The 23,551-nt window shown below is 52.2% G+C and carries 20 protein-coding genes and 1 riboswitch; of the genes, 6 read left to right on the forward strand and 14 right to left on the reverse strand.

All coding sequences use genetic code 11. The annotated features are described in order from the left end of the window. Nucleotides 1–94: 94 nt before the first annotated feature. Nucleotides 95–1,210, reverse strand: a complete 1,116-nt coding sequence (locus C5S61_RS22545; protein ID WP_110519123.1) for a prenyltransferase/squalene oxidase repeat-containing protein — start codon at nt 1,208–1,210, stop codon at nt 95–97. A gap of 90 nt (nt 1,211–1,300) precedes the next feature. Next, a riboswitch (cobalamin riboswitch) is annotated at nt 1,301–1,423 on the reverse strand. Nucleotides 1,424–1,597: 174 nt separating this feature from the next. Between C5S61_RS22545 and pdxS the strand changes: the two genes are divergently transcribed. Then, nucleotides 1,598–2,479: a pyridoxal 5'-phosphate synthase lyase subunit PdxS gene (gene pdxS, locus C5S61_RS22550; RefSeq protein WP_110519125.1), complete on the forward strand. Its 882-nt coding sequence runs from the start codon at nt 1,598–1,600 to the stop codon at nt 2,477–2,479. 207 nt (nt 2,480–2,686) lie between these two features. Further along, the gene (pdxT, locus tag C5S61_RS22555) at nt 2,687–3,259 is read left to right on the forward strand and encodes a pyridoxal 5'-phosphate synthase glutaminase subunit PdxT (RefSeq protein WP_110519127.1); all 573 of its coding nucleotides are present in this window, start codon (nt 2,687–2,689) and stop codon (nt 3,257–3,259) included. A 337-nt stretch (nt 3,260–3,596) separates the two neighbouring features. Here pdxT and C5S61_RS22560 read toward each other — a convergent pair whose 3' ends face one another. The 6 genes from C5S61_RS22560 to tyrS all read right to left on the reverse strand — a co-directional run bounded on the left by C5S61_RS22560 (nt 3,597) and on the right by tyrS (nt 8,507). Continuing rightward, entirely contained in the window at nt 3,597–3,881 is a 285-nt protein-coding gene (locus C5S61_RS22560) for a DUF503 domain-containing protein (RefSeq protein WP_110519130.1), read from the reverse strand. Nucleotides 3,882–3,897: 16 nt separating this feature from the next. Beyond that, on the reverse strand, nt 3,898–4,539 hold the full coding sequence (locus C5S61_RS22565; protein WP_164689729.1) for an LON peptidase substrate-binding domain-containing protein: 642 nt from the start codon (nt 4,537–4,539) through the stop codon (nt 3,898–3,900). 72 nt (nt 4,540–4,611) lie between these two features. Further along, nucleotides 4,612–5,385: a bifunctional ornithine acetyltransferase/N-acetylglutamate synthase gene (locus C5S61_RS22570; RefSeq protein ID WP_110519134.1), complete on the reverse strand. Its 774-nt coding sequence runs from the start codon at nt 5,383–5,385 to the stop codon at nt 4,612–4,614. 16 nt (nt 5,386–5,401) lie between these two features. Then, nucleotides 5,402–6,586: a class I SAM-dependent rRNA methyltransferase gene (locus C5S61_RS22575; RefSeq protein ID WP_110519136.1), complete on the reverse strand. Its 1,185-nt coding sequence runs from the start codon at nt 6,584–6,586 to the stop codon at nt 5,402–5,404. A gap of 104 nt (nt 6,587–6,690) precedes the next feature. Beyond that, a complete protein-coding gene (locus C5S61_RS22580; RefSeq protein WP_110519138.1) occupies nt 6,691–7,272 on the reverse strand; it encodes a uracil-DNA glycosylase family protein in 582 nt (193 codons plus the stop codon). 53 nt (nt 7,273–7,325) lie between these two features. Beyond that, nucleotides 7,326–8,507, reverse strand: a complete 1,182-nt coding sequence (gene tyrS / locus C5S61_RS22585; RefSeq protein ID WP_110519140.1) for a tyrosine--tRNA ligase — start codon at nt 8,505–8,507, stop codon at nt 7,326–7,328. A gap of 602 nt (nt 8,508–9,109) precedes the next feature. Between tyrS and C5S61_RS22590 the strand changes: the two genes are divergently transcribed. The 3 genes from C5S61_RS22590 to C5S61_RS22600 are packed head-to-tail and all read left to right on the forward strand — an operon-like array spanning nt 9,110 to nt 12,305. Beyond that, on the forward strand, nt 9,110–9,586 hold the full coding sequence (locus C5S61_RS22590; RefSeq protein ID WP_110519142.1) for a flavin reductase family protein: 477 nt from the start codon (nt 9,110–9,112) through the stop codon (nt 9,584–9,586). A gap of 14 nt (nt 9,587–9,600) precedes the next feature. Next, nucleotides 9,601–10,926 carry an alpha/beta hydrolase gene (locus tag C5S61_RS22595; protein WP_110519144.1) on the forward strand — a complete coding sequence of 442 codons (1,326 nt, stop codon included), beginning with the start codon at nt 9,601–9,603 and terminating at the stop codon, nt 10,924–10,926. 14 nt (nt 10,927–10,940) lie between these two features. Continuing rightward, complete coding sequence (locus tag C5S61_RS22600; RefSeq protein ID WP_164689730.1) at nt 10,941–12,305, forward strand: cyclic nucleotide-binding domain-containing protein; 1,365 nt, start codon at nt 10,941–10,943, stop codon at nt 12,303–12,305. On the opposite strand, the gene C5S61_RS22605 is transcribed toward C5S61_RS22600, so the two are convergent. The 7 genes from C5S61_RS22605 to tatA form a co-directional block, all read right to left on the reverse strand. Beyond that, on the reverse strand, nt 12,291–13,346 hold the full coding sequence (locus C5S61_RS22605) for an STAS domain-containing protein (RefSeq protein ID WP_110519148.1): 1,056 nt from the start codon (nt 13,344–13,346) through the stop codon (nt 12,291–12,293). The two genes, C5S61_RS22600 and C5S61_RS22605, sit on opposite strands and share 15 nt — an antisense overlap. 99 nt (nt 13,347–13,445) lie before the next feature. Next, on the reverse strand, nt 13,446–14,087 hold the full coding sequence (locus tag C5S61_RS22610) for a M23 family metallopeptidase (protein ID WP_110519150.1): 642 nt from the start codon (nt 14,085–14,087) through the stop codon (nt 13,446–13,448). Next, a complete protein-coding gene (locus C5S61_RS22615; RefSeq protein ID WP_110519153.1) occupies nt 14,084–14,722 on the reverse strand; it encodes a glucosaminidase domain-containing protein in 639 nt (212 codons plus the stop codon). Before C5S61_RS22615 ends, C5S61_RS22610 begins: the two co-directional genes overlap by 4 nt. A gap of 28 nt (nt 14,723–14,750) precedes the next feature. Then, complete coding sequence (locus tag C5S61_RS22620) at nt 14,751–15,338, reverse strand: hypothetical protein (RefSeq protein WP_110519155.1); 588 nt, start codon at nt 15,336–15,338, stop codon at nt 14,751–14,753. Nucleotides 15,339–15,442: 104 nt separating this feature from the next. Continuing rightward, nucleotides 15,443–16,027, reverse strand: a complete 585-nt coding sequence (locus tag C5S61_RS22625) for a DinB family protein (RefSeq protein ID WP_110519157.1) — start codon at nt 16,025–16,027, stop codon at nt 15,443–15,445. Between the two features lie 25 nt (nt 16,028–16,052). Further along, nucleotides 16,053–19,157, reverse strand: coding sequence for an ATP-binding protein (locus C5S61_RS22630; RefSeq protein ID WP_110519159.1), 3,105 nt, complete (start codon nt 19,155–19,157; stop codon nt 16,053–16,055). 71 nt (nt 19,158–19,228) lie between these two features. Further along, on the reverse strand, nt 19,229–19,408 hold the full coding sequence (gene tatA, locus C5S61_RS22635; protein WP_054535939.1) for a twin-arginine translocase TatA/TatE family subunit: 180 nt from the start codon (nt 19,406–19,408) through the stop codon (nt 19,229–19,231). Nucleotides 19,409–19,701: 293 nt separating this feature from the next. Between tatA and C5S61_RS22640 the strand changes: the two genes are divergently transcribed. Continuing rightward, nucleotides 19,702–23,352: an AAA family ATPase gene (locus C5S61_RS22640; RefSeq protein ID WP_110519161.1), complete on the forward strand. Its 3,651-nt coding sequence runs from the start codon at nt 19,702–19,704 to the stop codon at nt 23,350–23,352. Nucleotides 23,353–23,551 lie beyond the last annotated feature (199 nt).

The following is a 23,551-nucleotide window of genomic DNA, read 5'->3' on the forward strand; positions in this document are numbered from 1 at the left end:
CGTGAGGGAATGCTCCACAACCTCCCAATCGCTCAAAACCGACCCTTGAAAGGAGGGGGCTGGGGGGTGAGGGGATCTCATAACCCAGCATTTCTTAGCCGATCCGGCGCAAGCCCAAACCAGCCACAACACACACCAACCCCAAGCCAACTACAACTGGCCACAATGGCAGCGACGGTGCGCCAGTATCAGGCAAGGTAATGGGGGTGTTTGGCTTAGGCGTAGCGGTTGCAACTGGCGTGTTTGGCATTGGGGTGCTTGGCACGGCGGTTGGTTGTGGTGCAGTCGCCAAAACGCTCAATGGATAGGTTACAAAGAACAAGGCTGGCGTTGCTTGGTAGGTTGCAAACGCATTGTCATCTGGGGTTGCTGCATCGTAGCGGAAGGCCCCGCTGGCATTTTGCAAGCTCAACAAGGCGCTCAATGGGTTGCCAGTGGCGGTGGCCCACGGTGCGGCGGTTGGGTTGCCACCAGTTGCGACAATTGCTTGAATTACCAAGGCGGTTGAGTTGGCATCGGTGGCGCTGCCATAGCTCGAATCTTTGGAGTATGGGAAGCCGCCATCGCTATTTTGCTGGGTTTGCAAGTAGGCCACAGCTTTGCTGACGGTTTCGCTTTTGCCTTGGCCAACTGCAACCAAAGCTTGGATGACCAAGGCCGTGGTGTTGGTATCGCCAGCACCGGCACTGGTGTCGCCACTGAACGACCATGATCCGTCGGCGATTTGCACTGCTGCTACGGTATTGAGCGCTTTGTTTTCAACTGGCGCACCAGCTGCGTTCAAGGCCAACAAGGCCAACGCGTGGGTCGTTACATCGCCACCATACATGCCACTATCAGCTTTGTAGCTGCCAGTTACAGCGGCTACCAAATCGACTCCGCCAACTGAGCGGGGATTGTAGCCAAGCAACAATTCGGCCAAAACAAACTTGGCGGCAATCCCAGGCTTGGCAGCGATGGCGCTGGCGTTCTTTTCGACGAAGCTTTGAACATTGGTATCAACTTTCAAGCCACTTGCTTTCAATGCATAGACAGCATCGGCGGTTTCGCCCAAGCCAAAGCCAGGGAAACTGCCATCGGCCTGCGCTTGCGAAACAATCCAAGCCGCAGCGTTTGCGCCTTCGGTTGGGGCTTGAGCCGCAGCGGGAAGCGCCACGAACACGGCCATTAATACCAATAACCAGCGATGGATAGCTGCTCGTCGGAGCATAGCGATCTCCTTAATCAAAAAAACCTTAGCCAGTTGGCTAAGGAACAGATAACAACGCGTTGGTTGTGCTTGTGCCAACGCAAGCCAACCCAGAAATCAACTACTCAATGGGTATTCGGGCTTAGCCAAAGGCTTACCGTAGCGTGGACTGCACCGGATTTGCACCGGATTTCCCCCAAGTGTTTGCATAACATCTGAATAGCGATTTATGATTGATTGCGCTGATCGTACCATAGCCCAGTACGCCTCGTCAAAATTTCCAATCATGGGCGATTGTCCCCCTTTGTCCCCCCGTAATGTTGATCGATTGTCATGAGTATGCATGGTACAATAGCGGCTGTCTGATCACATGACATATAACATTATCAATCCACCAGAGGAATTGCAATGGAAACTTCAACCTTTACTACCAAAGTCGGCTTGGCCCAAATGCTCAAGGGCGGCGTGATTATGGATGTGGTTACGCCTGACCAAGCCAAAATTGCTGAAGAAGCTGGCGCAGTTGCCGTGATGGCGCTCGAACGGGTTCCAGCCGATATTCGTAGAGATGGCGGCGTTTCACGCATGAGCGATCCCGAAATGATCCAAGGGATTATTGAAGCAGTAACCATTCCCGTGATGGCAAAATCACGGATTGGCCACTTTGTTGAAGCGCAAATCCTCGAAGCCATTGGGGTTGATTACATCGACGAGAGCGAAGTGCTCACGCCTGCTGATGAAGAAAATCATACCAACAAGCACAATTTTAAAGTGCCATTCGTCTGTGGCGCACGCAATTTGGGCGAAGCTCTGCGCCGCATCACCGAAGGCGCAGCCATGATTCGCACCAAAGGCGAAGCTGGCACGGGCAATGTCGTTGAAGCAGTGCGCCACGCTCGCACAATGTTTGCCGAAATTCGCCGCTTGCAAACCCTCGATCCCGATGAGTTGTTTGTAGCAGCCAAAAACTTGCAAGCTCCCTACGAATTGGTCAAGCAAATTGCTGAATTAGGCCGCTTGCCAGTCGTCAACTTTGCCGCTGGCGGGATTGCAACTCCAGCCGATGCAGCCTTGATGATGCAATTGGGCGTTGATGGCGTGTTCGTTGGCTCAGGTATTTTCAAATCGGGCAACCCTGCCAAACGCGCCAAAGCAATCGTTGAAGCCACCACCCACTTCCGCGATGCAAAGATGTTGGCTGAAATTAGCCGTAATTTGGGCGAAGCCATGGTCGGGATCAATATCGATACCATTCCTGCAAACGAGTTGCTAGCCCAACGCGGTTGGTAATTTCCGAAGGATGAGGGATGAATTATGAAGGATGAATCTTCGCCTTTGTAATTACCGTCAATTGAATACCGAAATTCCGATGAAGGATGAAAGCTGAGTTGTGCAGGATGCAAGATCCTGTTTTATCGCTCAACTTTCATCCTTTCGCTTAGAACATTGGGTTTTCATCCTTCATCCCTCATCCTTCATACTTAAAAAGAGGTTTTTATGACGGTTGGAGTTTTGGCGCTACAAGGCGCGTTTATTGAGCATGAGCAGATCTTGCAAGGCTTGGGCGTTGAAACGGTGCAGGTACGCTTGCCTGAACAATTAGCCCAAGTCGAGCGCTTGATTATTCCTGGTGGCGAGAGCACAACGATTGGCAAATTGTTGGTGCGTTTCGATTTGCTAGAGCCAATTCAGCAACGAGCCGCCGAAGGCATGCCAATTTGGGGCACATGCGCTGGCATGATTTTGCTGGCCAAGGAAATTGCCGAAGGCCGGGCCGAAGGTCAACCAGCGCTTGGCTTGATGGATATTACGGCGCGACGCAATGCCTTTGGTCGCCAAGTTGATAGTTTTGAAACCAACTTGAATGTGCCAGCCCTCGGCGAAGAGCCATTTCACGCAGTGTTTATCCGCGCCCCGCAGATCGATAATGTTGGCGCTGAGGTCGAAACCCTCGCTAGCCTAGAGGATGGCCGGATCGTGGCGGCGCGTCAAGCCAAACTCTTGGCCACCGCATTTCACCCCGAATTAACAGGCGATGCCCGTTTTCATGAATTCTTCTTGGGCTTGTAGGTTCGTTCCCTCACCCCCCAGCCCCCTCGCCCACTGAACGCGGGCGAGGGGGAGCCGACCGTTTTTCACCAAGGAATTGGGGGAGAACCATGGTGTTAAAGCCCCTCGCCCGCGCACGGGAGAGGGGATGTCAGCCCCTTTTTTACGAGAAATCAGGCTAAAACCATAAAATGAGCGCCCCTCGCCCGCGCACGGGAGCGGGGTTGGGGTGAGGGGATTACAACCTCTTTTTACCACGAATCATGCACAAAACTAGAGCATTAAAGCCCCTCGCCCTCGCCACGGGTGAGGGGTTCTTAAAACCTACCCTTGAAAGGTTGTGGTGAGGGAATTTAACTTACAGCATTTCGCGCTCAATATCCACAATACTCACATCAGGCCGATTGTTCTCGATCCAACGAATGATGGCATCGATTTGGCCTTCGAGATAACGGGTTTCGTTGCCAATACAGGCAACGCCAATCACGCCGCGTTGCCAACGATCATGCTCATCGACTTCGGCGACTGAGGCATTAAACTCGTTGCGCAAGCGGGTAATGACCGATTTAAGCACACTACGTTTTTCTTTGAGCGAATGCACGGCGGGGATGAAGAGTTCAAGGCGAACACTAGCAATTAACATAAGCGTTGCGTGGCACTTAATTCCACGAAGTGTTTTCAAAAGGTGGTTCACGATCCAACTGGTCGGGCGGAATGGTGGGCAAGAGCTCTAGCTCAAATTGGAGCGCTTCGATCAGCTCATGAATCCGTTGATCAAGGTCTGATTCGAGCCAATGTTGTTTGATTGGCAAGCTCATTTGCATCGAATCGGCCAGCATATAGCTTAATGCAACCGGATCGCTGGGCAGATCGATGGCCGTTGAGCGCATGCCAGTCGCAGCGGCAACTGTGCGATGGTATTGCGAATGCAGTTCGGTCAATTCTGCTGCTTGATGGCGCTCGTTGACCTCATCATCAAGCATCGTAACCATTGCAACCATATATGGGTCGACACTGAGTGGGTAGTTGATGCGGAAGCGTTGGCGGCCTTCGGTGACAATGTACATGCGGCCATCGGCCAAACGATAGGCGCTTTGAATTTCGGCAGTTGTGCCAATGATATGCGGCACTGCCGAGCCACCAACCTCAACCCCTTCGCGAATCAGCACCACCCCAAAGGGCTTGCTTTCCTCAAGACAACGGCTAATCATGGTGCGATAGCGCGGCTCGAAAATATGCAGCGGCAATTGTGCCCCAGGAAACAACACCACGTTTAATGGAAACAAAGGTAATCGTTGCATAAGCGCTCTCATCTGCCACAGCTATGGCCTTGGCGTTAATTGTACCATGGTCATAGCTGTGAAACCAATGCGCTAACGAATTTGTTCACTCAAATGGGCAATTAATCCTGCTAAACCTGCATACCATTCGCCATACGCTGCTTGGTTGCTGGTGGTTGACGCTAAATTGGCGCTAGGATTCGCCAAAATCAGCACCGCAGCTTGATCGAGGTCTGGGTAGTCTTCGAGCAACTGGAGCATTGCCCGATTCAGCAAGCGGGTTGAGAGCTTGGCATTGGTTGTGATCAGCCAGCGTGGTGCATCGCCACTGCTTGCTAAGCCCCCAATACTTGCGCTCGTACCGTCGCTCGCTTCAACTTCGACCGCTGCTTGAGCCGTGGGATGTGGCTCTTGGGCCACGGCTAGTGCTAAGCGTCGCCCGCCCTTGCTATCAAGCTCATCAAGTCCGCGTGGCACACCGCGCCGCAGCAAATCCATGTCGAATTGGCCCGCCGCGCCAGCTGCCAACAACACCACTTGCTCTGGTTTGATCCACGCTTCTTCGGCCAGCAAGGTTGCCAACTCATGACAATTGTGGACGGCACTGGCTCCGCGCCCGCCATCAACGCCGGTCAAAAGCAGCACCGCCCGCACATCCTCGGCGTTACGCCGCAAGTTGGCAGTTGTCCAAGCGCCAGTGATGCCGCTGGTTGCGCCAAAATGGCCAGTTGCTGTACAACCAGTTTTGGTAATTAACAACCCAAGATCACGATCACGGCTGGTCGTTTTCAGGCCGCAGTGAATGCCTGTTACCCGAAAGCCAGCAGGCGTTGTGATCGAGCCTTCATTGAGCAAACGATACGCCATTGCAAATCCTCAACGGCTACCAGACCCGGCAGATTAATCCCTTGAGATAGGCCGCTTCTGGGAAGGTCAACAAGACAGGGTGATCACCGCCTTGGGTGAGGGTTTCGATAATTTGGGCATCGCGGCCAGCATCCAAGGCTGCCCCAAACACCACTTTTTGAAAGAGATCGGCGCTAATCAGCCCCGAACACGAGAAGGTTGCCAACACGCCACCTGGCCGCAACAGGTGAAACGCTTGCATATTAATATCTTTATAGCCACGCGTCGCGCGATCGATTTGGCTCTGCGAGTGGGCAAACTTTGGTGGATCAAGCACAATCAGATCGTATTGCTTGCCTTCTTCACGCAGTTGGCGCAAAATCTTAAAGGCATCGCCTTCGACCGCAGTAACTGGTGTGTGCAAGCCATTTTGGGCAAGGTTGGTGTGCAAGCCACGCAAGGCCGCCGCCGAGCTATCAACCGCCGTGATTGAGGTAGCGCCAGCCCCTGCTGCCAGCACCTCAAAACCGCCAGTGTACGAGAAAACTCCCAGTACATCAGCATCCTTGGCATATTCGGCCACTCGCATACGATTGATCCGTTGATCAACGTACCAGCCAGTTTTTTGGCCGCCAGCCAAATCGAGCACAAACTCGTAACCATTTTCGCGAATGGTCAATTGATCAGGTGGAGCCTCGCCCCACAGCAGACCTTCGGCCTCGCCCAAGCCTTCACGCGCCCGAATTTCAACGTCGGAACGCTCGTAAATGCCGCGTACGGGCATCAATTCGGCCAAGGCTTCGACGATGGTGGCAGTGTGGGTGACTGCGCCTTGGGTGAGTAACTGCACAACCAGCCAATCAGCAAAACGATCAACAATCAAGCCTGGCAAGCCATCGCTCTCGCTGAAAATCACGCGATAGGCGTTGGTTTCAGGATTATTGTGCAGATGTTCGCGGCCTTTGATTGCACGCTCGATCCGTTGGCGAATAAAACTGGGGTCTAGCTCCTCGTCACGTTGCCACGTCCATAGCCGCGCAACCATTTGCGAGTGAGTGCTGGCAGTGCCCCGCGCCAGCCACACGCCCTCGGAGCTAACAATATCGACGGTTTCGCCAGGATGCACCGGCCCAGAGCGGCGGGCGACTGCCCCGCTAAAAACCCATGGGTGGCGTTGGCGAATTGATTTATCACGATCAGGTTTGAGAATAAACCGTAACATACCTTTTGCTCGCTTTAAGGCTAGGCCAAAACCTAGCAAGTTTAGTGAAAAGGGAGAAATTTCGCGATTCTGAAATTCTCTGGAGAAGAGTATAACCCAGTTTGCTACTCTTCTAACAGTGCCGACAAAACGCGAGCAAAAACGTGGGCTTCTTCTTTGGTGATGGTTTCGAGATCGATCATCGGCAGCAGAATTCGTTGATCGACTGGTAAGGGCTGGGCATGCATCGATTCGACATTGCCCGGCACATGGCCAAACAATTTGGCGCACATCAGGCGGGTTGGGGCTTCGCCAACAGTCACGATAATGCGTGGGTTGACCAGCACGATTTCGCGCCAAAGGTAGGCAACGCAATTCGATGTTTCGATCATGGTTGGTGGGCTATCGGCGTGGGTGCTGCAGCGCACCATGTAGGTCAAATAGGCTCCAACCAAGCGTGGTTCTTCGTGCTCTGGGTCTGAAGCAGTGCGCAGTCGCAAGGCGCGTAACAGCACTTGCAAACGTTGGCCCGCCACGGTGCGCGTCCATGGCACGCCAGTTTGGTTGGCTCCCAAACTTTCGGGAACCTCACCCACAAACATCACTTTGGCCTTGGCATCGCCATAGCCATGCACAATGCAATTACGTTCTTGAACTCTGCGCCAACATTTAAAACAAGCGGTCGCCAACGGAAAAGGTTGATCCATAAGCCTTTTGCTGTGACGAGCCAAAACCCGCCACAGCACCCTCGCATCTAGCGCTAATTGCTGAGCAATTTCACAAATTTGCGCCGCCCAACTTGTAAAATCTGTTCGCCAACTGGTTGAACAACGCTATCGTAGCCGCTGATTTTCTCGCCTGCCAAGCGCACACCACCGCCATCGATGAGGCGGCGAGCCTCGCCTTTGCTGGCGGCCAGTTTGGTTGCTACCAACAAATCGATGATGTTGGCGGCTTCAGTCAGCTGAACTTCGGGCATTTCGCTGGGCAAATCGCGTTGCTGAAACACGCGCACAAATTCGGCTTCTGCTTCGGCGGCTGCTGCTTCGCCATCGAGTTGGCGAATAATATCGCGGGCCAATTGCATTTTGAGGTCGCGTGGATTGACGCTGCCAGCCTTAATCGCTTCAGCCATCGCCTTGACCTCAGCAATGGGCGTATCACTCCAAACTTCGTAATAGACTGGCAAGACATCATCGCCCATCGACATGATTTTGCCATATTTATCTTTGGGCGACATCAAAATATCAACCGAGTTATTGAAACTTTTGCTCATTTTGCGGCCATCAGTGCCGATGATCAAGGGCACGAGAATCACATCCTGCGGTTCCATGCCCATTTGTTCCATCAATTGCCGCCCAGCCAAAATGTTGAATTTTTGGTCAGTTCCGCCAAATTCAATATCAGGTTTGATCGCAATTGAATCGTAGGCTTGCAACATTGGGTACATCAATTCAAGCACTGTCAGTTGTTGGCCAGCTTCATAGCGCTTGCGAAAGGTATCGTGCGATAGCATTTGGTTGACGGTAAAACGCCCAATCAAGCCAAACGCTTTTTCGAGGTCGAATTGGCCAAACCATTCGCTTTGCCAGCGCACTTCAGTTTTGGCTGGATCAATCACTTTAAACACTTGATCCATGTAATATTCGGCGTTGCTGCGCGTTTCTTCAACCGTCAAGCGTGGGCGGCTTTCGTCGCGGCCTGTTGGGTCGCCAATTTGAGCCGTCCAGTCGCCAACAATCAAAACAACCGTATGCCCAAGCTCTTGAAATTGGCGCATCTTGCGCAACGCCACTGCATGGCCAATATGAATATCGCTGCGGGTGGGATCGATGCCCAATTTGAGCCGTAGCTGCTTGCCTGTATTCAATTTGCGCCGAACGTTGGCCTCAACAATCACTTCGCTAACGCCACGCGATAAAATTTCATCAATCGTCAACATGAAGTTTTAGACTCCTAACTCAGCAAGGGGAGCGCCAGGCAGCCATCGGGAGCCAAACCCCGCAACGCTGTTGGAGCAAATAAAGCTGCAATTCTAGCAGCGATAATAGCATAGAGGCCTAGCACGGGGCAAATAAATCAAGAACATAGAACATAGAGCATAGAACATAGGGGATTGGGGGTCGGGAATTGGGGATTGATCTTTGGCTATGGGCTATGAGAAGATAATCAAGCAAATCTGTGGAATCTGTGGCGAAAAAATAATTATTCGTGGAATTCGTGCAATTCGTGGCTACAAAAGCCAAAAGCCTATTTCCCTTCGTGGTTGCTGCCCTTCGTGTTCCTTCGTGCTCTTCGTGGATCAATTTTTTAACGCAGAGGCACAGAGAAATATGGCTATGGGCTGAAGGCTATGGGCTATGGGAAGATAATCAAAAAAATCTGGGCAATCTCTAGCGAAAAAACTTAACTTCGCGTTCTTCGGGTTCTTCGCGGTTTCAGCGATCTTCTGATCCCCGATCCCTGATCCCCGATCCCCAACCTTGCATTGCCCTCTGAACCTCGTTACAATACCCGCAGCATTGTGTAAAGAGGAATATCTCGATGACGCTTGATCCTGCTTTGTTTCGGCAAGCGATGAGTCGTTTTGCCAGTGGCGTGACTGTTATTACCACGGTCGTCGATGGCAAGCCCTATGGTTTGACGGTTAGCGCTTTTGCCTCGCTCTCGTTAGATCCTGCCTTGGCGATTATTTCGATTGATAATCGTTCGCCGATGCGCGATTTGTTGATTCAGGCCAAGGCATTTGCAATTAATATTTTGAGCAGCGATCAAGAAGCCTTGTCGCGCCACTTTGCTGGCCCGCAGAAACACGATTGGTCGGATATTATCGCTGGAGCAGGCCATGGCATTGCGCCGTTGCTCGATGGAGCGTTGGCCAACCTAGAATGTGGCTTGTATCAGGCAGTTGATGGCGGCGATCATACGATTTTTATTGGCCAAATTGAGCATGTGACCCTGCGCGATGGTTCGCCGTTGCTCTACTATCGTGGTGCCTATCACGATATTGTTCAACGTTGAAACGAGCACGCAGTATGTGGTTGACGTTAATTTTGTTTGTGGTTGGGCTGGGTTTGGCGTTTGGCTTGGGCTTTATGGTTGGGCGACAGCGCTCAATTCCACAGCCAACACCGTCCGAAGCCACTCCGTTGGTCAATTTTGAGTTTAAAATTCCTGCCGATACTGCACCAGGCGATCAGTTGTATCTGACTGGCTCGTTTAATCAGTGGCGGCCCAATGATGCAACCTATGTGCTTTCGCGTAGCGCCGATATTGCCTATGGCGCTTGGCCGTTTACCCATGGCTTGCAACTTGAGTTTAAATTAACTCGTGGCTCGTGGCAGAACGTCGAGAAATCGCTTGATGGCAGCGAAATTCCCAATCGCCGTGGCATTGCCGCCAGTGGTGCGCAGGTCAAAGGTGCTGTTGCTGCTTGGGCCGATCGCCAACGCGACCCGGCTAAAATCTATGATGAGCGGGTTGAACGGGTCGATTTTTTCAGCAACGCCTTGGGCATTACCCGCACGTTTTATATCTATCTGCCGATTGAAGCCCGCAGCGATGAAAATTTGCGGGTTCCCAGTTTGTATCTCTTCCGTGGCCACGAACGCGAGTGGATCAACAAAAACGAGGATGGTACGCGCGGCGGTAATCGCAATGTGCTTGATGTCTATGAAGAATTGCGCCGCCAAAATCGCATTGGCCCGATGGTTTTGGTTTTTCCAGGCATGACCAACGCCAACGACGCGGTGCATAGCTTGGGCATTAATCTGCATGCTCCAGAACTTGCTGCTGAGCCAACGCTTGGCAGTGGGCGCTTTGAAGATTTTATCTATCGCGATTTGATTCCCTACGTTGAAACCCATTATCCGGTGCTGTTTGGCGGCGCACATCGCTCGCTCGATGGCTTTTCGTTGGGCGGCTTTATCAGCGTCAATCAAGCCTTGCGCCACCCCAACGAATGGGCTTCGGTCGGTGCGTATGATGGCCTTTTCTTTTGGGATGATCCTGAGAATGCAGAAATTATCGCTGCTCGCGATAGTGTTTTCGAGCGCAGTTTATTCGATGCTAACTTTGGCGTGCCACGCGATCATACCTTTGCAGCGCAACATAATCCATTAACACTGTTGCGAATTGATGGCGCGCAGGCTTCAAAATTGCAATGGCTGATTGAATATGGCCCTGAATCAGCCGAGCCGAATGTCAATTATTACCGTGGGGCGCGGCTCGATGAACTTCTCCGCGAAGTTGGGGCGCACAATCGGCTCAGTGGGGTTGTGCCAAATGCTAATCACTCATGGCAAATGGCCGACGAACATATGCGGCGCAGTTTGCCCTATCACTACCAACAAACCCAATAATCGAGGCTATAACCATGGCTCCTCTTGCACTCAATCTCCAAATTGATGCCTTGCGTAGCCTGCCCAATTTGAGCGAATTACCCATCAACGAAGCCACCATTTTGGCGCGAATTGGGATTTTTCGGGCGTTTGCGGCAGGCGACACAATTCCAATTGCCCGTTTACGCAGCAGCCAATGCTATGTGATTTTGAGTGGCTTGGCCGATACGGTGATTCTTGATCGCGATGGCGAGCCAATTTCAATTGGCAAGTTGGCCGAAGGCGATTTTTTTGGCAATAGTATCTTTTTTAGTTCGCACTCGCTGCTGTATGCAGTGCAAGCCCAAAGCCAAATTTTCGCTTTGCAATGGTCAATTGAGCGCTTACACGAAAAAAAGCAACATTTGCCAGTCTTTATGCGCTTGATCGAAGCCAGTTATATGCAGCGCCGCGCGATTAGTGCGCTCAGCAGAGTGCCGCTATTTAGCCATGTGAGCGTCGAGGAACGTATTTTATTGGCGGCCCAACTCACGCGCCAGGAGTTTGGCCGCAACACGGTTATTTTCGAGCAAGGCTCGCCTGGCCAAGCACTTTATTTAATCGAACAAGGCCAGATTGCGGTTGAACAACATGGCATGATTGTGGCAACGCTCAGCGATGGCGATTTTTTTGGCGAGATGGCGCTGCTCTCGGCAACACCGCATAATGCAACCTTACGCTGTTTAACCCCAACCCGCTGCTTGCAACTGCCTGGCGCTGTTTTTGCCGAGCAAGTGGCCCAACATCCATCGCTTGAAGCTGCGGTGCGGCGGGTCATCGATGAGCGCATGCACCACTCAGAGCGCGTGCGCGGCGACCAAACCCGCCAACATTTGATCAAGGTAGCGGTGCGCTATGGCATGTTTCGCGGCTCGCATGTTTTGGTGCGTCAGCCAGCCCAATGCCCGCCCGATTGCCGAATTTGCGAGCAAGCTTGTGCCGAGCGCTTCGGCCAAACCCGCATGCATCTGAATGCTGCCAAGCTGGAAGAATGGGATATTACTCAGAGTTGTCGTCAATGCAGAGTTGGCGCGGAGTGTGTCGAGGCCTGTCCCGAAAATGCCATTCAGTGGGATGATAATGGCGCGCTGCGGATTACCGATGCCTGTACTGGCTGCAATGAGTGTGTTGTGGCCTGTCCCTATGATGCGGTTGAATCGCAGACGATCTATTTGCAAAACCAACATGGCCCGCTCTGGCAGCTCTGGCAGCGCATGCAAAAGCAATCGGTGCAGCGCCAACCAAAAACCGTCGCCAGCAAATGCGATTTATGTGCTGGCTATGATGATCGGGCCTGCTTGAGCCAATGTCCAACTGGCTCGTTGCAATTAATCTCCGTTGAAGAATTATTTCCGTTTTGAGCTTGGCGCTAAAACCTCTTGAATCAACTGCTCTAACTGGCCAGTTTTGCCAAAAATCCCTAAATCGATGTCAGTAAAGACCAATTGCTGCACAATCTCGCTGGTCATGCCGGTAACGCGCACATCGCAGCCCAAGAGCTTAATTGCTGCCAGCAAATCGCCAAAGGCAGGTAACACGCTGGCATCAGGCAACAAGGCCCCAGTCAGATCGAGAATTAAGTGTTGTGCGCGCAATTGATAAATCTGTTGCAACACCGCATCGTGAATATGCCTAATCCGTTGTTGATCGAGCATACCCGTAATTGGCAGCAAAATTGCGTTATGGCTTAGGCGAATAATAGGCGCTTCGAGCAGCTGAATTTGATTCAGCAAGTTTTCTTGGCGTTGAGCCAGCGCTTGGAGTTGGCTATTGCCAGTTTGCAACGATTGGTTGGCTTGGGCTAATTCTGTTTGTTGATTGGTAATCACGGCTGTGTGTTCGGCCAGCACTTTTTGGCTGCGCTGGTCGGCAAGGCCAATCACAATCATCATCGAGGTCAAAATCAAAAAGACGATAATTAAAATAATGAGCTTGAGCAGCAAGGTTGCTTGGGGCAAAATCAGCGGAATGGCAATTACGCCATAGATTTCAAGCAGTGGAAATGTGATCATTGCTGTCAGCGTTACCAAACTCACAATAATCACCGCTTTTAAATTGCGTAAGACCAACATGGTTAAGGTTGGCCAAATCAGATAGAGCGTCCACGTCAGGCCCGATAATTCAGCTCCCCGCGCATCGGTTAGCACAATCACCCCAACCATGAGCAGAAAATTGAGCACCACTAGTTGGCTGATATAGCGTGAATGGCGCAGGAAATATAAGGCTGCGGTAATACTGGCAACTAAGCCCAAACCGAGAAAAACTGAAGCTCGTTCCTGCGGAATCTCGACTAAAAACCAAGCAGCAATCCCAATCAAGCTAATCATGATCGCTTGGGAAATGATTAAAATGCGAATGCGCTCGGTCAGCGATTGGTGGGGCGTGAGTGTTGCTACAGCCATAGGGCCTCATTGCACTAGAGTAGGCCATTGAACAAACAAAAGCATGAATTATCATCGACAATTCATGCTTTTAGCTAGCCTATTTTAGCACTAAAATGCTTAGGGTAATGGGTGGAAATTGAGGGGATTTTGGTTTACCCCATTATGCCAAATTTGATAATCAAGGTGCGGCCCGCTCGATGATCCCGTTGAGCCAATTGTGCCGATGATTGTGCCGCGTTCGACATAATCGCCATCCTTGACCTTGAACTCGGAAAGGTGGGCATAGCCAGTTTTATATTCGTTGCCAATAATCCAAATATGATTGCCTGCTGGCCACGAATCGGCGGTTACATCGATATAGCCGCTCATGGTGGCGCGAACAGGTGCGCCGACTGACCCAGCGGGATCAGCAGCGCCATCGCCATCGCCATCAACAGCCAAATCGATTGCGCCCCAAACCTCAGCAGGCGCGTGTGAGCCAACCCCGTAGCCTTGGGTCATCACCACCCGATTGCCAGCAACAGGATTGCCCCATGGCTGATCGCTGGAGATATTGGGCGGGGCAACCAAGGTATCGCCTTGGCCAACCTGAATCGCCGCGCCAGACAAGCCAGCGACGTTGGTGGTTTCGCCGCGCCATGCGCTGATTGTGGGTGTTGTTGGACGATTGACTAACAAAAAGAGCACGACAATCAGGCCAAGCGCAACGGCCCCACGTTTATAATTACTACTGTTATCGCTCAAATCATACCAATTCATGAACCTGCTGCTCTCCATGAGTTGACCAATGTGCGCACGATTTCGACATAGTTATTGGTGTCGTTTTCAATGGGCGGCGCATACACTGGAATAATTGCTTGAATTGTCGTTAGTTGCCATTCGTCGATGTATAAATTGCGAATCAGTTTGTACCAATCTTCGATGCCTGCTTCCCAGCTGGGATACTTGCGGTAGCCTTGGTAATCTTCGTAGCCAGGTGTTGTGCGAATGTTGCCAATCGACATGGTGACGGTGGCAACTCCACGGGTTCCGGCGGTCGATTCGTGAATGAAGAAGGCTAAGCAATAGGCTGGGTCGATGCCATATTTGATACCCATATCATATATCACTTGACCCTTGCCAGTTGCTGGAGAATCGTAAGAAGCGAGCACTTGATCGATTTTGGCTGCAGAGATCGTTGGCACGCCGATAATACTATCGCCATCGAGTGCCCCGAACGAGCCAGAAAGATTGCCGCTAGCGGATTGGGCTGGCTGGCCTGGGGCGCTCATCGAGCTATAAAAAGCATTGCTGCGACCCCGAAACTGCACGATCATCCAAACCAAGGCAGCCGCCAGCGCAATCAAAAAGAGGGTGCGTCGTCGCGAAGAAAAATCATCAAAACCATATAACATGGATGGGTTCTCCTGGCACGGAGACCACTCATTGTTGCTGGTTTAACAAACGTGCTTGTTCAGCAGCAGTGATCATCCGAAAGCCATCGGCTTGATTGATATAAATAAGTTGTTCGTTTTTGATATTGACCAATAGCTCTGGCCGGGCATCGTTGTTGAGATCGTGGGTCGAAAGCGTAATGGGGGTCAGATCTTCGCCTGCGCCAAAGAGATATGGGCCAATCAGCGTGCGCGCTTTGCTTGCATCGCCTCCAGGGAATTCTAACACAACCACCCGCCGATTCAAATTGATGGCCATAAATTCGCTAGCCAAGCCTTGCTCGCCTTCATGGCCAACAGTTGCGACTAAGTGCGAGACGCGTGGCCTGCCATAGCGTAAATCGTCGTACCAGACCCCAAAAATGCCGCTGAGCGTGCCCAAAAGTAGGGCTAAAAGTACCACCAACCCTGCCCACATAAACCGATTGAACCAAATTTCCGGCAGCGTCGCTGTTGGTTGCTGAAGTTGTTGTTGTGCGCGACGGAGCGCTTGTTGGGGGGATGTTACTCGGACAAGTCGCCGCCCCGCCCATTGCCGCGGATGATTCGTTCGCAAATTACGACTTGTGACCGCCATAATGCCTCCTCAGGCTAAACGTACATGCTCGTTTACCACTGAAGAAAATTATAGTAGAACTTTTGTTCTATGTCAATGATTGTCACAAGTCTGTGCCTTCGTACCTAGTGGGCTGCCAACTGGCTGCTGGCCTGGCTTTGCAGCAATTGATTAATCTGGTTGAGATGCTGCTGCGTGTGGCAATGCATGAAGAACAGCATCTCACGCACTGTCAATTTCCCCAAAGCTGGATGCGGCATTTGATACTGATCAAGCGCTGCATCGTCCCAATGAAATAGGCTTTCGATCATGCGTTGATTCAGTTTTTGCCATTGCGCCACCAAGGCTTGTTGGCGTTGTTGATTGAACGGCCCTTGCGGTTTGGCAGGAATCGAATAGGCTGGAGCCTCGAAGCCACCAGCAATTGCCGCGTGATAGCGATTTGCAATCGTCGCATAATCGCGGATTTGATGCTTGGGCTTGCCAAACAACGTGCCTAAAGTAAAACGTGGCACAGAAAACGCAAGGATAAAAACCTTGCTCAATTGCTGCATGTGCAACACATTTTCTGCTGGCGACCAGACCCCTGCGGGATGAGCGAAGCATTCCTCAGGGGTCAAGCCCAAAATCGTAGCACTCACCTTGGCAACATCATGATCTAAGTCAACGATCAGTTCGCTATGGCTATAGGGTGTTGCGGTTTCAACCATGGCAACTCCTTATTGATAATTCTACCTAGATAGAACGTTGCTGAGCCATTGCTGGTTGCAGGCTGCCAAGTTGGTTTTGCAATTGCTGCACGCGGCTATATAAAAAGCCTTGTTCGGGCGTAACCGCTTGCTTCGCTCGTTGCAGCGCCGCATTTGCCGCCAAATAATCGTGGCGTTCTTGCCAAATTTCGGCCAGCCAAATGTTGATTTGGGTTTGTAAAAATGGCGCAGTTAGCAACTCAACTTCGCTGAGCGCTGTGCGCATCAACACTAACGCCTGATCGAGATCGCCGCGACCACGAGCAACTAGGCCAAAATTTGCCCGATAATTGGCAACTTGGGCTGCATTGCCATTGGCTTGGGCCACGCTGATGCCGCGTTCAAACCATTCTTCTGCTTCATCCCAATGCTTTTCTGCCAAGGCAATTTCGCCGCGGGTGCTATACAAATATTGCAATGGCACGCGCAGCGCCAAGCGTTCGGCCAAGTGCAAGCCTGCTTCAATATGGCTGTGCGCCGTCACCAAATCGCCAATCAGCGTGGCGTTGTAGGCTGCATTGTTATAGCCCAAGATAATTTGATATTGCTCGTTGGTGGCGGCGGTGCTGGAAATTGCCAATGCGAAGGTTTCGACCGCTGCTTTGATTTCGCCACGCTGAGCCAAAATATTGCCCAGCTCAAACTGACAACGACCAATTAACGAGTGATTTTGCTGCGCGGTAGCCACTTCTAAGGCTGCTTGAATGTTTTCGTAGGCCACATTCAAAGGATAGCCCGCCAAGCGTTGGCTAATCGCCAAGAGCAACAGCAATTCGGCTTCGATCAATTGATTTTCAAGTTTGTGCTTGTGATAGATGGCCAAACCACGTTCGGCCCATTCGATCACAACTTCTGGCCGACCGACCACCAGATAGGTGCGGCCAAGCTTGGTGCAAACTGCCACAACCCGCAGCCAATTGGCTTGAGCCTCATATTGAGTAAGCGCCGTATGATAGACCTCGCGGGCAGCAGGCACTTCGCTATTCCACTCCAATGCATCTCCTAAACGACAATAGCGTTCAGGCGTTGGATCAAGCTCGATTGCCTGCTGACCAAAAGCCACTGCTTCGTTTGGTGCAGAGAGCGAAAGTGCATGTTCGAGCGCTTGGTCTGCATAGCTTGCGGCCAATTTGACCTCACCAGCCTCGCGATAGTGCAACAGCAAGCGGCCAGCGATCGCACGATGGTCGCTATATTCGTGTTGCAGGGCTTGGGCAGCGCGGCGATGCAAAAAGGTGCGGCGCGCACGGCTTAGGCTATTGCGCACAACCGTGGCAATCAAGGGATGGCTAAATGTATAACTATCGCCTTGTTCCTTCAAAATTGCAGCGTTGAGCAAACCATCGAGGCCATCAAGTGTATCTTCATCGGAGCGTCCGCCAGTTTCACGTAGCACGTTATAGCTGAATAATGGGTCGAGCACCGCAGCCGCTTGCACAATTTGGGCGGCGCGTTCAGGCAAACGGGCCAAGCGCGTGCTGAGCACATCAACCAACATCGGCGGTACATCAGTTGGATCAACCGTGCGACAAAGCTCTAATAAAAACAACGGATTGCCTGCGCTACGTTCGAGCAAGGTCTGATCATCAGGATTGGCATAGCCCAATTCGCTCAAAAGCTGGCGAGTTTCTGCCTGATCAAGCCGTGGCACATCGATGCGCGTGACCAAACTGCCACGTTGCCAGCCAACAACTAAGCGTTGCAAGCGGGCGTTCGCTTCCTCGGAACGATAGGTTACGACGATCACAATCGGCAAATCGCGCAAACGATCAACCACATAATCAAGCCATTCGGCGGTTGCTTGGTCGGCCCAGTGCAAATCGTCGATGCCAATCACTAAATGGTTGGTCATCACGGCGCGCAGACATTGGGCAAAGGCCTCGAACATGCGGCGGCGCTCTTCATCGGCTGGCAAGACTGGTGGCTCGGGCAAATTGGGCACATGGCCGCGCAGTTGCGGTAGCAGGCGAGCGACCTCGGCCAACCACATCGGATCAACTGCTGAATCGCCAGAAAACAGGCGGGTTAAGCACAAGCGCTGGCCAAATAACTCAGTCACTGGGGCAAAGGGCAGGCTTCTCGTTGATTCAAGACAGTGCATTGACAACATGGTGCTATCTGCTGGTAGCTTCTGCGCCCATTCCTGCCAGAGTCGCGATTTGCCAACCCCAATTTCGCCAGTGATAAGCACGACTTGCAAGCCGCGTTCATTGCTGCGCATCAGCGCTTGATTGAGCAATAACTGCTCATATTGGCGACCAACAAACGGCGTTTCGCGTGGTGCAGGCCGTTTGATCGGCTTGAGCACTGGCTTTGGCTCAGGCGTTGGAGTTGCAAGCATGGGTTTAGCTGGCTCGTGGCCATTGGTTGAGCTGAGCAACGGATTGGTTTGCAAAATGCGTTGGCGCAGCATTTGGGTTTCGGGTAATGGCTCGATGCCCAATTCGCGCTGAAGGGTTGTCGTCAACATCTCATATTGGCGCAAGGCCTCGGCGCGTTCGCCCTGTCGCCAATGAGCTTCAATAATCGCCTGATACAACGATTCAGAAAGTGGATCGAAGCGCAAGGCGGCGCGGGCCAAGGTTAATACATGGCTCCATTGCTGCTGCTTTTGATAATTGCTGATTGCCGTTTGAAACAAACGCATCACGGTTAAGTGCACTTGCTCGCGCTCGGTCACCAGCCACAAATCAAAATCAGGTGCATCGGGCAACATCAGCCCATCGAGCAAGGGGCCTTGGGCTAGCTGTAACAAACTCTCAACTGTTGGTTGAACCAAACCTTCTGCCAAACTGCGTAGCTGCCAAAGATCAACGACACAATCCGGGTGTAAACGCAGGCGATCATCATCGGCCAAGATGATCTCGCCGCCTAAACTGCGCCGAATTGTCCAAAGCGTATTGCGTAAATTTTTGCGGGCAGCTTCATCGCTACTTTCAGCCCACAGCAATGCCAAAAGATGCTCGCGGCGTTGAGGCTGGATTGTTGCGGCAAGATAGCCCAAGAGGGCCACCGCTTTGCTAGGAAGCGACTGTGATTGCTGATTGTAGAGTATTGAAGGTACGCCGAGGAAACGCAGGGCAACGGTCATAGCCCCCCCGTGAGAACAACGTGAGGCACGGGTTACGTGCCTCAACGATGCATGTTAATTGTAACCGCTCATTATTTCGATTCGTTTTTGCTCGCATCGGATGCTGCTGGGGCATCGTCATCGCGCACGCCACGGCGAAACTCACGAATGCCTCGGCCAAGCGAACTCCCAAGATCGCCAATCCGCGAGGCCCCAAACAACACAATCACAATTGCGAGAATAATTAAGAGTTCTGGTACGCCTAAGCCCATTGCAAGCCTCCTTGAGGAATGGTATCGCCAATGCAATACCGGTCTATTGCCATTATACGCCGCTGTTAGGCATAGTCAATTGAAATGAATTTCCCTAACAGGTTGAGTTGTCAGTGTAGATTGCTACGATGAATAATCAACGAACAAATGATTAAGTTTTGATCATACTACCATATCTAAGGCCCTCCTACGGTCAATTAGTCCTACATCCTAGCTGGTTTTTTGCCCTTGAAGTGGCTAATGTTCGCAACCTAGGCTCCCGACACTCTAGACATGCCCACTACAATAGACGTATGCAAGATTGCGCGCTCTACCTATTTGGCTCTCCACGCCTGCAATACAACACCCAACAGATAGCGCTTGGCAATGGCCCATTGGCAGCGTTATTGGTTTTTTTAGCGCTCAATCAACCTCAACCAGTCAGCCGTTTGCGGCTTGCAGCCAGCATTTGGCCCGATTTGCCCGAACCACAGGCGCGGCGTGCGCTCTCGGCGGCGCTGTATCGGCTACGCCAACAATGCCCAACCTGTGATCAATGGCTGCTGGCGAATCCCCAAACCCTGCAACTTGGCCCAATTTGGTGTGATGTGCAGCTGTTTCAGCAAGCAGCACAATCCGATCAAGCGAGCGATTGGCAACTGGCATGTCAGCTCTATCGCGATGAATTATTGCCTGATCTTGATGCTGAGTGGCTTGATGGCCCGCGCGCTGATTTGCAGGCCTTATTTGCGGCCACAATTGCCAAATTGGCCCAGCAGGCCTTTGCGCATGGCGATTATGGCTTGGCGTTGAGCAGCGCTGAGCGTTGGCAGGCCTTCGATCCGTTTGATGAACAGGCGGCGCTGCTGATTATGCGTTGCCAAATTAGCCTTGGTCGAGCGCATTTGGCTTTGGTGGCCTACCACAGCATTCGCGAACGCTTGGCCAGCGATTTGGGCGTTGAACCAATCGCCGAACTCACGGCGCTTGCCGAGCACATGGTGGCCGAGCAAACCTTGCGCCAAACGACACTCGGTGGCAGTTGGCAGAAAATTCCGTTTGTTGGCCGCACGCATGAACGTTCGCTGTTGCTTGATGCCTTGGATGCTGCCTTGAGCCATAGTGGTGGCATTGTTTTGCTTGATGGGGCGGCTGGCATCGGCAAAACGCGCTTACTGCACGAATTGAGCCAAGCAGCCCAAGCGCGTGGCTTTCAGTTGGCTTGGGGCGCGGCCCAAATTAATGGCGGCAGTTCACCGTATGCACCGCTTGATCAAGCATTAGCCCAAATGCTTGATCAGCGTTTGCTCGATCAATTTGATCCAATTACGCGGCTAGGGTTGGCGGCACTCATGCCCGATTTGCCCCAACTCAACCAGCACGATCATGCGAATCGGCCAAGTTTGGCGACGGCGTTATTGCAAGTGCTTTTGGCGGTTACCCAACAAGCGCCCTTACTACTGGTGCTTGATGATTTGCATTGGGCGCAGCGGGTGGTCTTTAGCGTGTTGCAATGGTCGCCGAGCCAAATTCAAGCCTTGTTGCGCTCACGATTGCTCATCGTCTTGGCCTATCGTGGCAATGAATCAAGCCATATGTTGCAAGCATTGCGGCGCATGCGCCAAGAGTTGCCAATTCAAGCGCTGAAACTTAATGGCTTGGCGCTGCACGATTTTCAGCATTTAGTTGGGCGCTTATGGCCAAATCAGGTGCCAATTCCGAGTATGGCCGAGATTGCTGCCTTGCATGCCTTGACTGCTGGCAACCCCTTATTTCTCCAAGAGCATTTGCTGCATCGTGGTGATGCACACGAGCATTCGTTTCAGGCATTGGTGGCGCAACGGGTGCAGGCATTGCCCAGTTTGGCTCATCAAGCCTTGGCGGCGGCAAATGCCTTGGGCCGCACCTGGACATTAGCGGCATGGCGGTTTGTGGCTGGAGCTGAGGTTGATCAGGCGATTCCTGATCTTTTGGCTACGCGGCTGGTGGCCCAGACCCATGCAGGCTTTCAGTTTTACCATGATTTGATTGCGGTGGCGGTGGAGCAAAGCTTAGCGCTTGAATTACGCCAAACAGCGGTGCAGCAAGCAGCTGATTATTTTGCCCAACAGCCACTTTGCCGCCCAGAAACGATTGCTTGGGCCTATGAGCGGGCGCAACGCTGGTCGTCGGCGATTGCTGCCTATCAACAGGCTGGCGAACAAGCGTTACAGGCCTATGCTTACACCACAGCGCTCGATTATGCCAATCGCGCGTTGGAAATCTACCAGCGTTTGCCAAGTGATCAGCGTTTGGAATTGAGCTTGCTTGGTTTGCGGCAACGGATTTTGGTGTTTTTGGGCCAGCTCGATCTATGGCGCGCCGATGTTGAACGCTTGGAAAGCCTTGCCTTGAATTTGGGCGATCAACGGGCCTTGCTCGAAGCCTACGAGAGCAGAATTGTGCTTTTTTCAGTTGATTCGAATGCGGCTGAAATGGCGAGCATCGCCGAACAAGCCGTGGCATTGGCCAAAACCCTCGCATTGCCAGCGGTTGAAGCGCGAATCTTAAATACCTATGGCTTTCATTTGATCAGTAGTGCTGCGGTGCAGCCGCGCAACAGTTTACCCTTGCTCGAACAGGCAGTTGCCCTCGCGCGGAGTAGCCACGATGATGCAGTTTTAGTTGCCTCGTTGTGTTCGCTAGCCTTTGCCTATCGCATGCTCGGCCATACCAGCGTAGCCCAGCGCATTGCTGCTGAAGCCTTGACCCTGACCGAACTTCATCCGTATTTGTATCCGGCGCGGGGCAATGTGTTGCGGGTTTTGGGCGAAGTAAATATTAGTTATGCCGATTGGGAAACTGCGCTGAGCACAATGAACAAGGCGATTGAATTGCTCGAAGCGCTTGATGATAGTTGGCTGTTGGGTGTAGGCTTGTTCATGTCGACCTTTATCACGACCGCGATTGGCCTGACCGAGATGGCTCAAGCCACGACCCAGCGCATGCGCCAGATGATTCGTGATTCTAAGATGCCGCCAAACTCCAATTGGGCCTTTTTTGTGCATAGTGTCACGATTTTGGTGGCGTTAGAGGCTGGTGATTTTGAGCAAGCGGAAACCGTGGTGCAAGAAGTTCAGCCTTGGCTTGATCAAGCGCAGCAACAAGGTGCTGGCTTATATTTGCTGGCCGCGATTGGCGCACTGGAGATTTTTCGCAATCGGCCAGATCAAGCCTTGCCTTTATTACGGCGTGGCACGGCGATGTGGCAACAGGCACGATCGGCATTTTTGCAACCAATTTTGATGCATGCCTTAGCTGCCCAATTATGTGGTTTTGCTGCCGAAGCCCAAGCGATGTTGGCCGAAGCCGAAGCGATGTACGACCAGAAAGAATTGTTGTATGCAGATGTGTTGTTACAATTTACGCGTTTTTGGGTCTATGGCGATCGGCTACATCTGCAAAATGCCTATCATTCAATTCAGCAGCAAGCCAATCGCTTCCGCGACCCAACCTTGCGCGATTCATTCATCAATAATGTGAAATTACATGGAATGGTCTTGCAATTGCAGCGAGTTGCCCATTTAGCTGGCGCGATTCGCTCGATGGCTGGGTTGTGGATGCGGCTCACGCGGGTTTATGGGCGCAGCCAGCTGCTTTCTGAAGGTGGCTATATTCAGCGCAAAGTTCTGTTGGTGCGAGCCGATGTGCCGCTGGGCAAATCGCTGAGCCATACCGATCGGGTTGAGGTCGTTTGGACGTTGCATGCACCAGATGATAATCGCTTTCATGATCGCAGCGAATTGCGCATGCATCGGTTGCAGCGGTTGCTTGATGAAGCTGATGATGCAGGAGCCGCGCCAACCGATGATGATTTGGCTGATGCCTTGGCCGTGAGTCGGCGCACCATTCTGCGTGATATGGCCGTGTTGCAATCGCAAGGCTCAGCGGTGAGTACCCGCCGTCGGCGCGCTGTTGGCGACTAGGGAGCGAAAGGATGAGGGATGAAGGATGAGGGATGAGGGATGAGGGATGAGGGATGAAGGATGAAGGATGAAGGATGAAGGATGAAGCCGAGGGGTCAGGGGCTAGGGGCCAGCGTAACGTCAAAAGTCAAAAATCAAAATGGAGGTCGGGGGTCAGGGATCGGGGTCTGGGGATCAGCGGTTAGGCCAATAGCCACTA

Origin of the sequence: Herpetosiphon llansteffanensis, assembly GCF_003205875.1 — a bacterium.
Taxonomy (GTDB): Bacteria; Chloroflexota; Chloroflexia; order Chloroflexales; family Herpetosiphonaceae; genus Herpetosiphon; species Herpetosiphon llansteffanensis.

Excerpts from the sequence above, each read along its gene's own strand:
- C5S61_RS22545 (WP_110519123.1), bottom strand. The coding sequence starts at position 1,210 with ATGCTCCGACGAGCAGCTATCCATCGCTGGTTATTGGTATTAATGGCC.
- pdxS (WP_110519125.1), top strand. The coding sequence starts at position 1,598 with ATGGAAACTTCAACCTTTACTACCAAAGTCGGCTTGGCCCAAATGCTC.
- pdxT (WP_110519127.1), top strand. The coding sequence starts at position 2,687 with ATGACGGTTGGAGTTTTGGCGCTACAAGGCGCGTTTATTGAGCATGAG.
- C5S61_RS22560 (WP_110519130.1), bottom strand. The coding sequence starts at position 3,881 with ATGTTAATTGCTAGTGTTCGCCTTGAACTCTTCATCCCCGCCGTGCAT.
- C5S61_RS22565 (WP_164689729.1), bottom strand. The coding sequence starts at position 4,539 with ATGCAACGATTACCTTTGTTTCCATTAAACGTGGTGTTGTTTCCTGGG.
- C5S61_RS22570 (WP_110519134.1), bottom strand. The coding sequence starts at position 5,385 with ATGGCGTATCGTTTGCTCAATGAAGGCTCGATCACAACGCCTGCTGGC.
- C5S61_RS22575 (WP_110519136.1), bottom strand. The coding sequence starts at position 6,586 with ATGTTACGGTTTATTCTCAAACCTGATCGTGATAAATCAATTCGCCAA.
- C5S61_RS22580 (WP_110519138.1), bottom strand. The coding sequence starts at position 7,272 with ATGGATCAACCTTTTCCGTTGGCGACCGCTTGTTTTAAATGTTGGCGC.
- tyrS (WP_110519140.1), bottom strand. The coding sequence starts at position 8,507 with ATGTTGACGATTGATGAAATTTTATCGCGTGGCGTTAGCGAAGTGATT.
- C5S61_RS22590 (WP_110519142.1), top strand. The coding sequence starts at position 9,110 with ATGACGCTTGATCCTGCTTTGTTTCGGCAAGCGATGAGTCGTTTTGCC.
- C5S61_RS22595 (WP_110519144.1), top strand. The coding sequence starts at position 9,601 with ATGTGGTTGACGTTAATTTTGTTTGTGGTTGGGCTGGGTTTGGCGTTT.
- C5S61_RS22600 (WP_164689730.1), top strand. The coding sequence starts at position 10,941 with ATGGCTCCTCTTGCACTCAATCTCCAAATTGATGCCTTGCGTAGCCTG.
- C5S61_RS22605 (WP_110519148.1), bottom strand. The coding sequence starts at position 13,346 with ATGGCTGTAGCAACACTCACGCCCCACCAATCGCTGACCGAGCGCATT.
- C5S61_RS22610 (WP_110519150.1), bottom strand. The coding sequence starts at position 14,087 with ATGAATTGGTATGATTTGAGCGATAACAGTAGTAATTATAAACGTGGG.
- C5S61_RS22615 (WP_110519153.1), bottom strand. The coding sequence starts at position 14,722 with ATGTTATATGGTTTTGATGATTTTTCTTCGCGACGACGCACCCTCTTT.
- C5S61_RS22620 (WP_110519155.1), bottom strand. The coding sequence starts at position 15,338 with ATGGCGGTCACAAGTCGTAATTTGCGAACGAATCATCCGCGGCAATGG.
- C5S61_RS22625 (WP_110519157.1), bottom strand. The coding sequence starts at position 16,027 with ATGGTTGAAACCGCAACACCCTATAGCCATAGCGAACTGATCGTTGAC.
- C5S61_RS22630 (WP_110519159.1), bottom strand. The coding sequence starts at position 19,157 with ATGACCGTTGCCCTGCGTTTCCTCGGCGTACCTTCAATACTCTACAAT.
- tatA (WP_054535939.1), bottom strand. The coding sequence starts at position 19,408 with ATGGGCTTAGGCGTACCAGAACTCTTAATTATTCTCGCAATTGTGATT.
- C5S61_RS22640 (WP_110519161.1), top strand. The coding sequence starts at position 19,702 with ATGCAAGATTGCGCGCTCTACCTATTTGGCTCTCCACGCCTGCAATAC.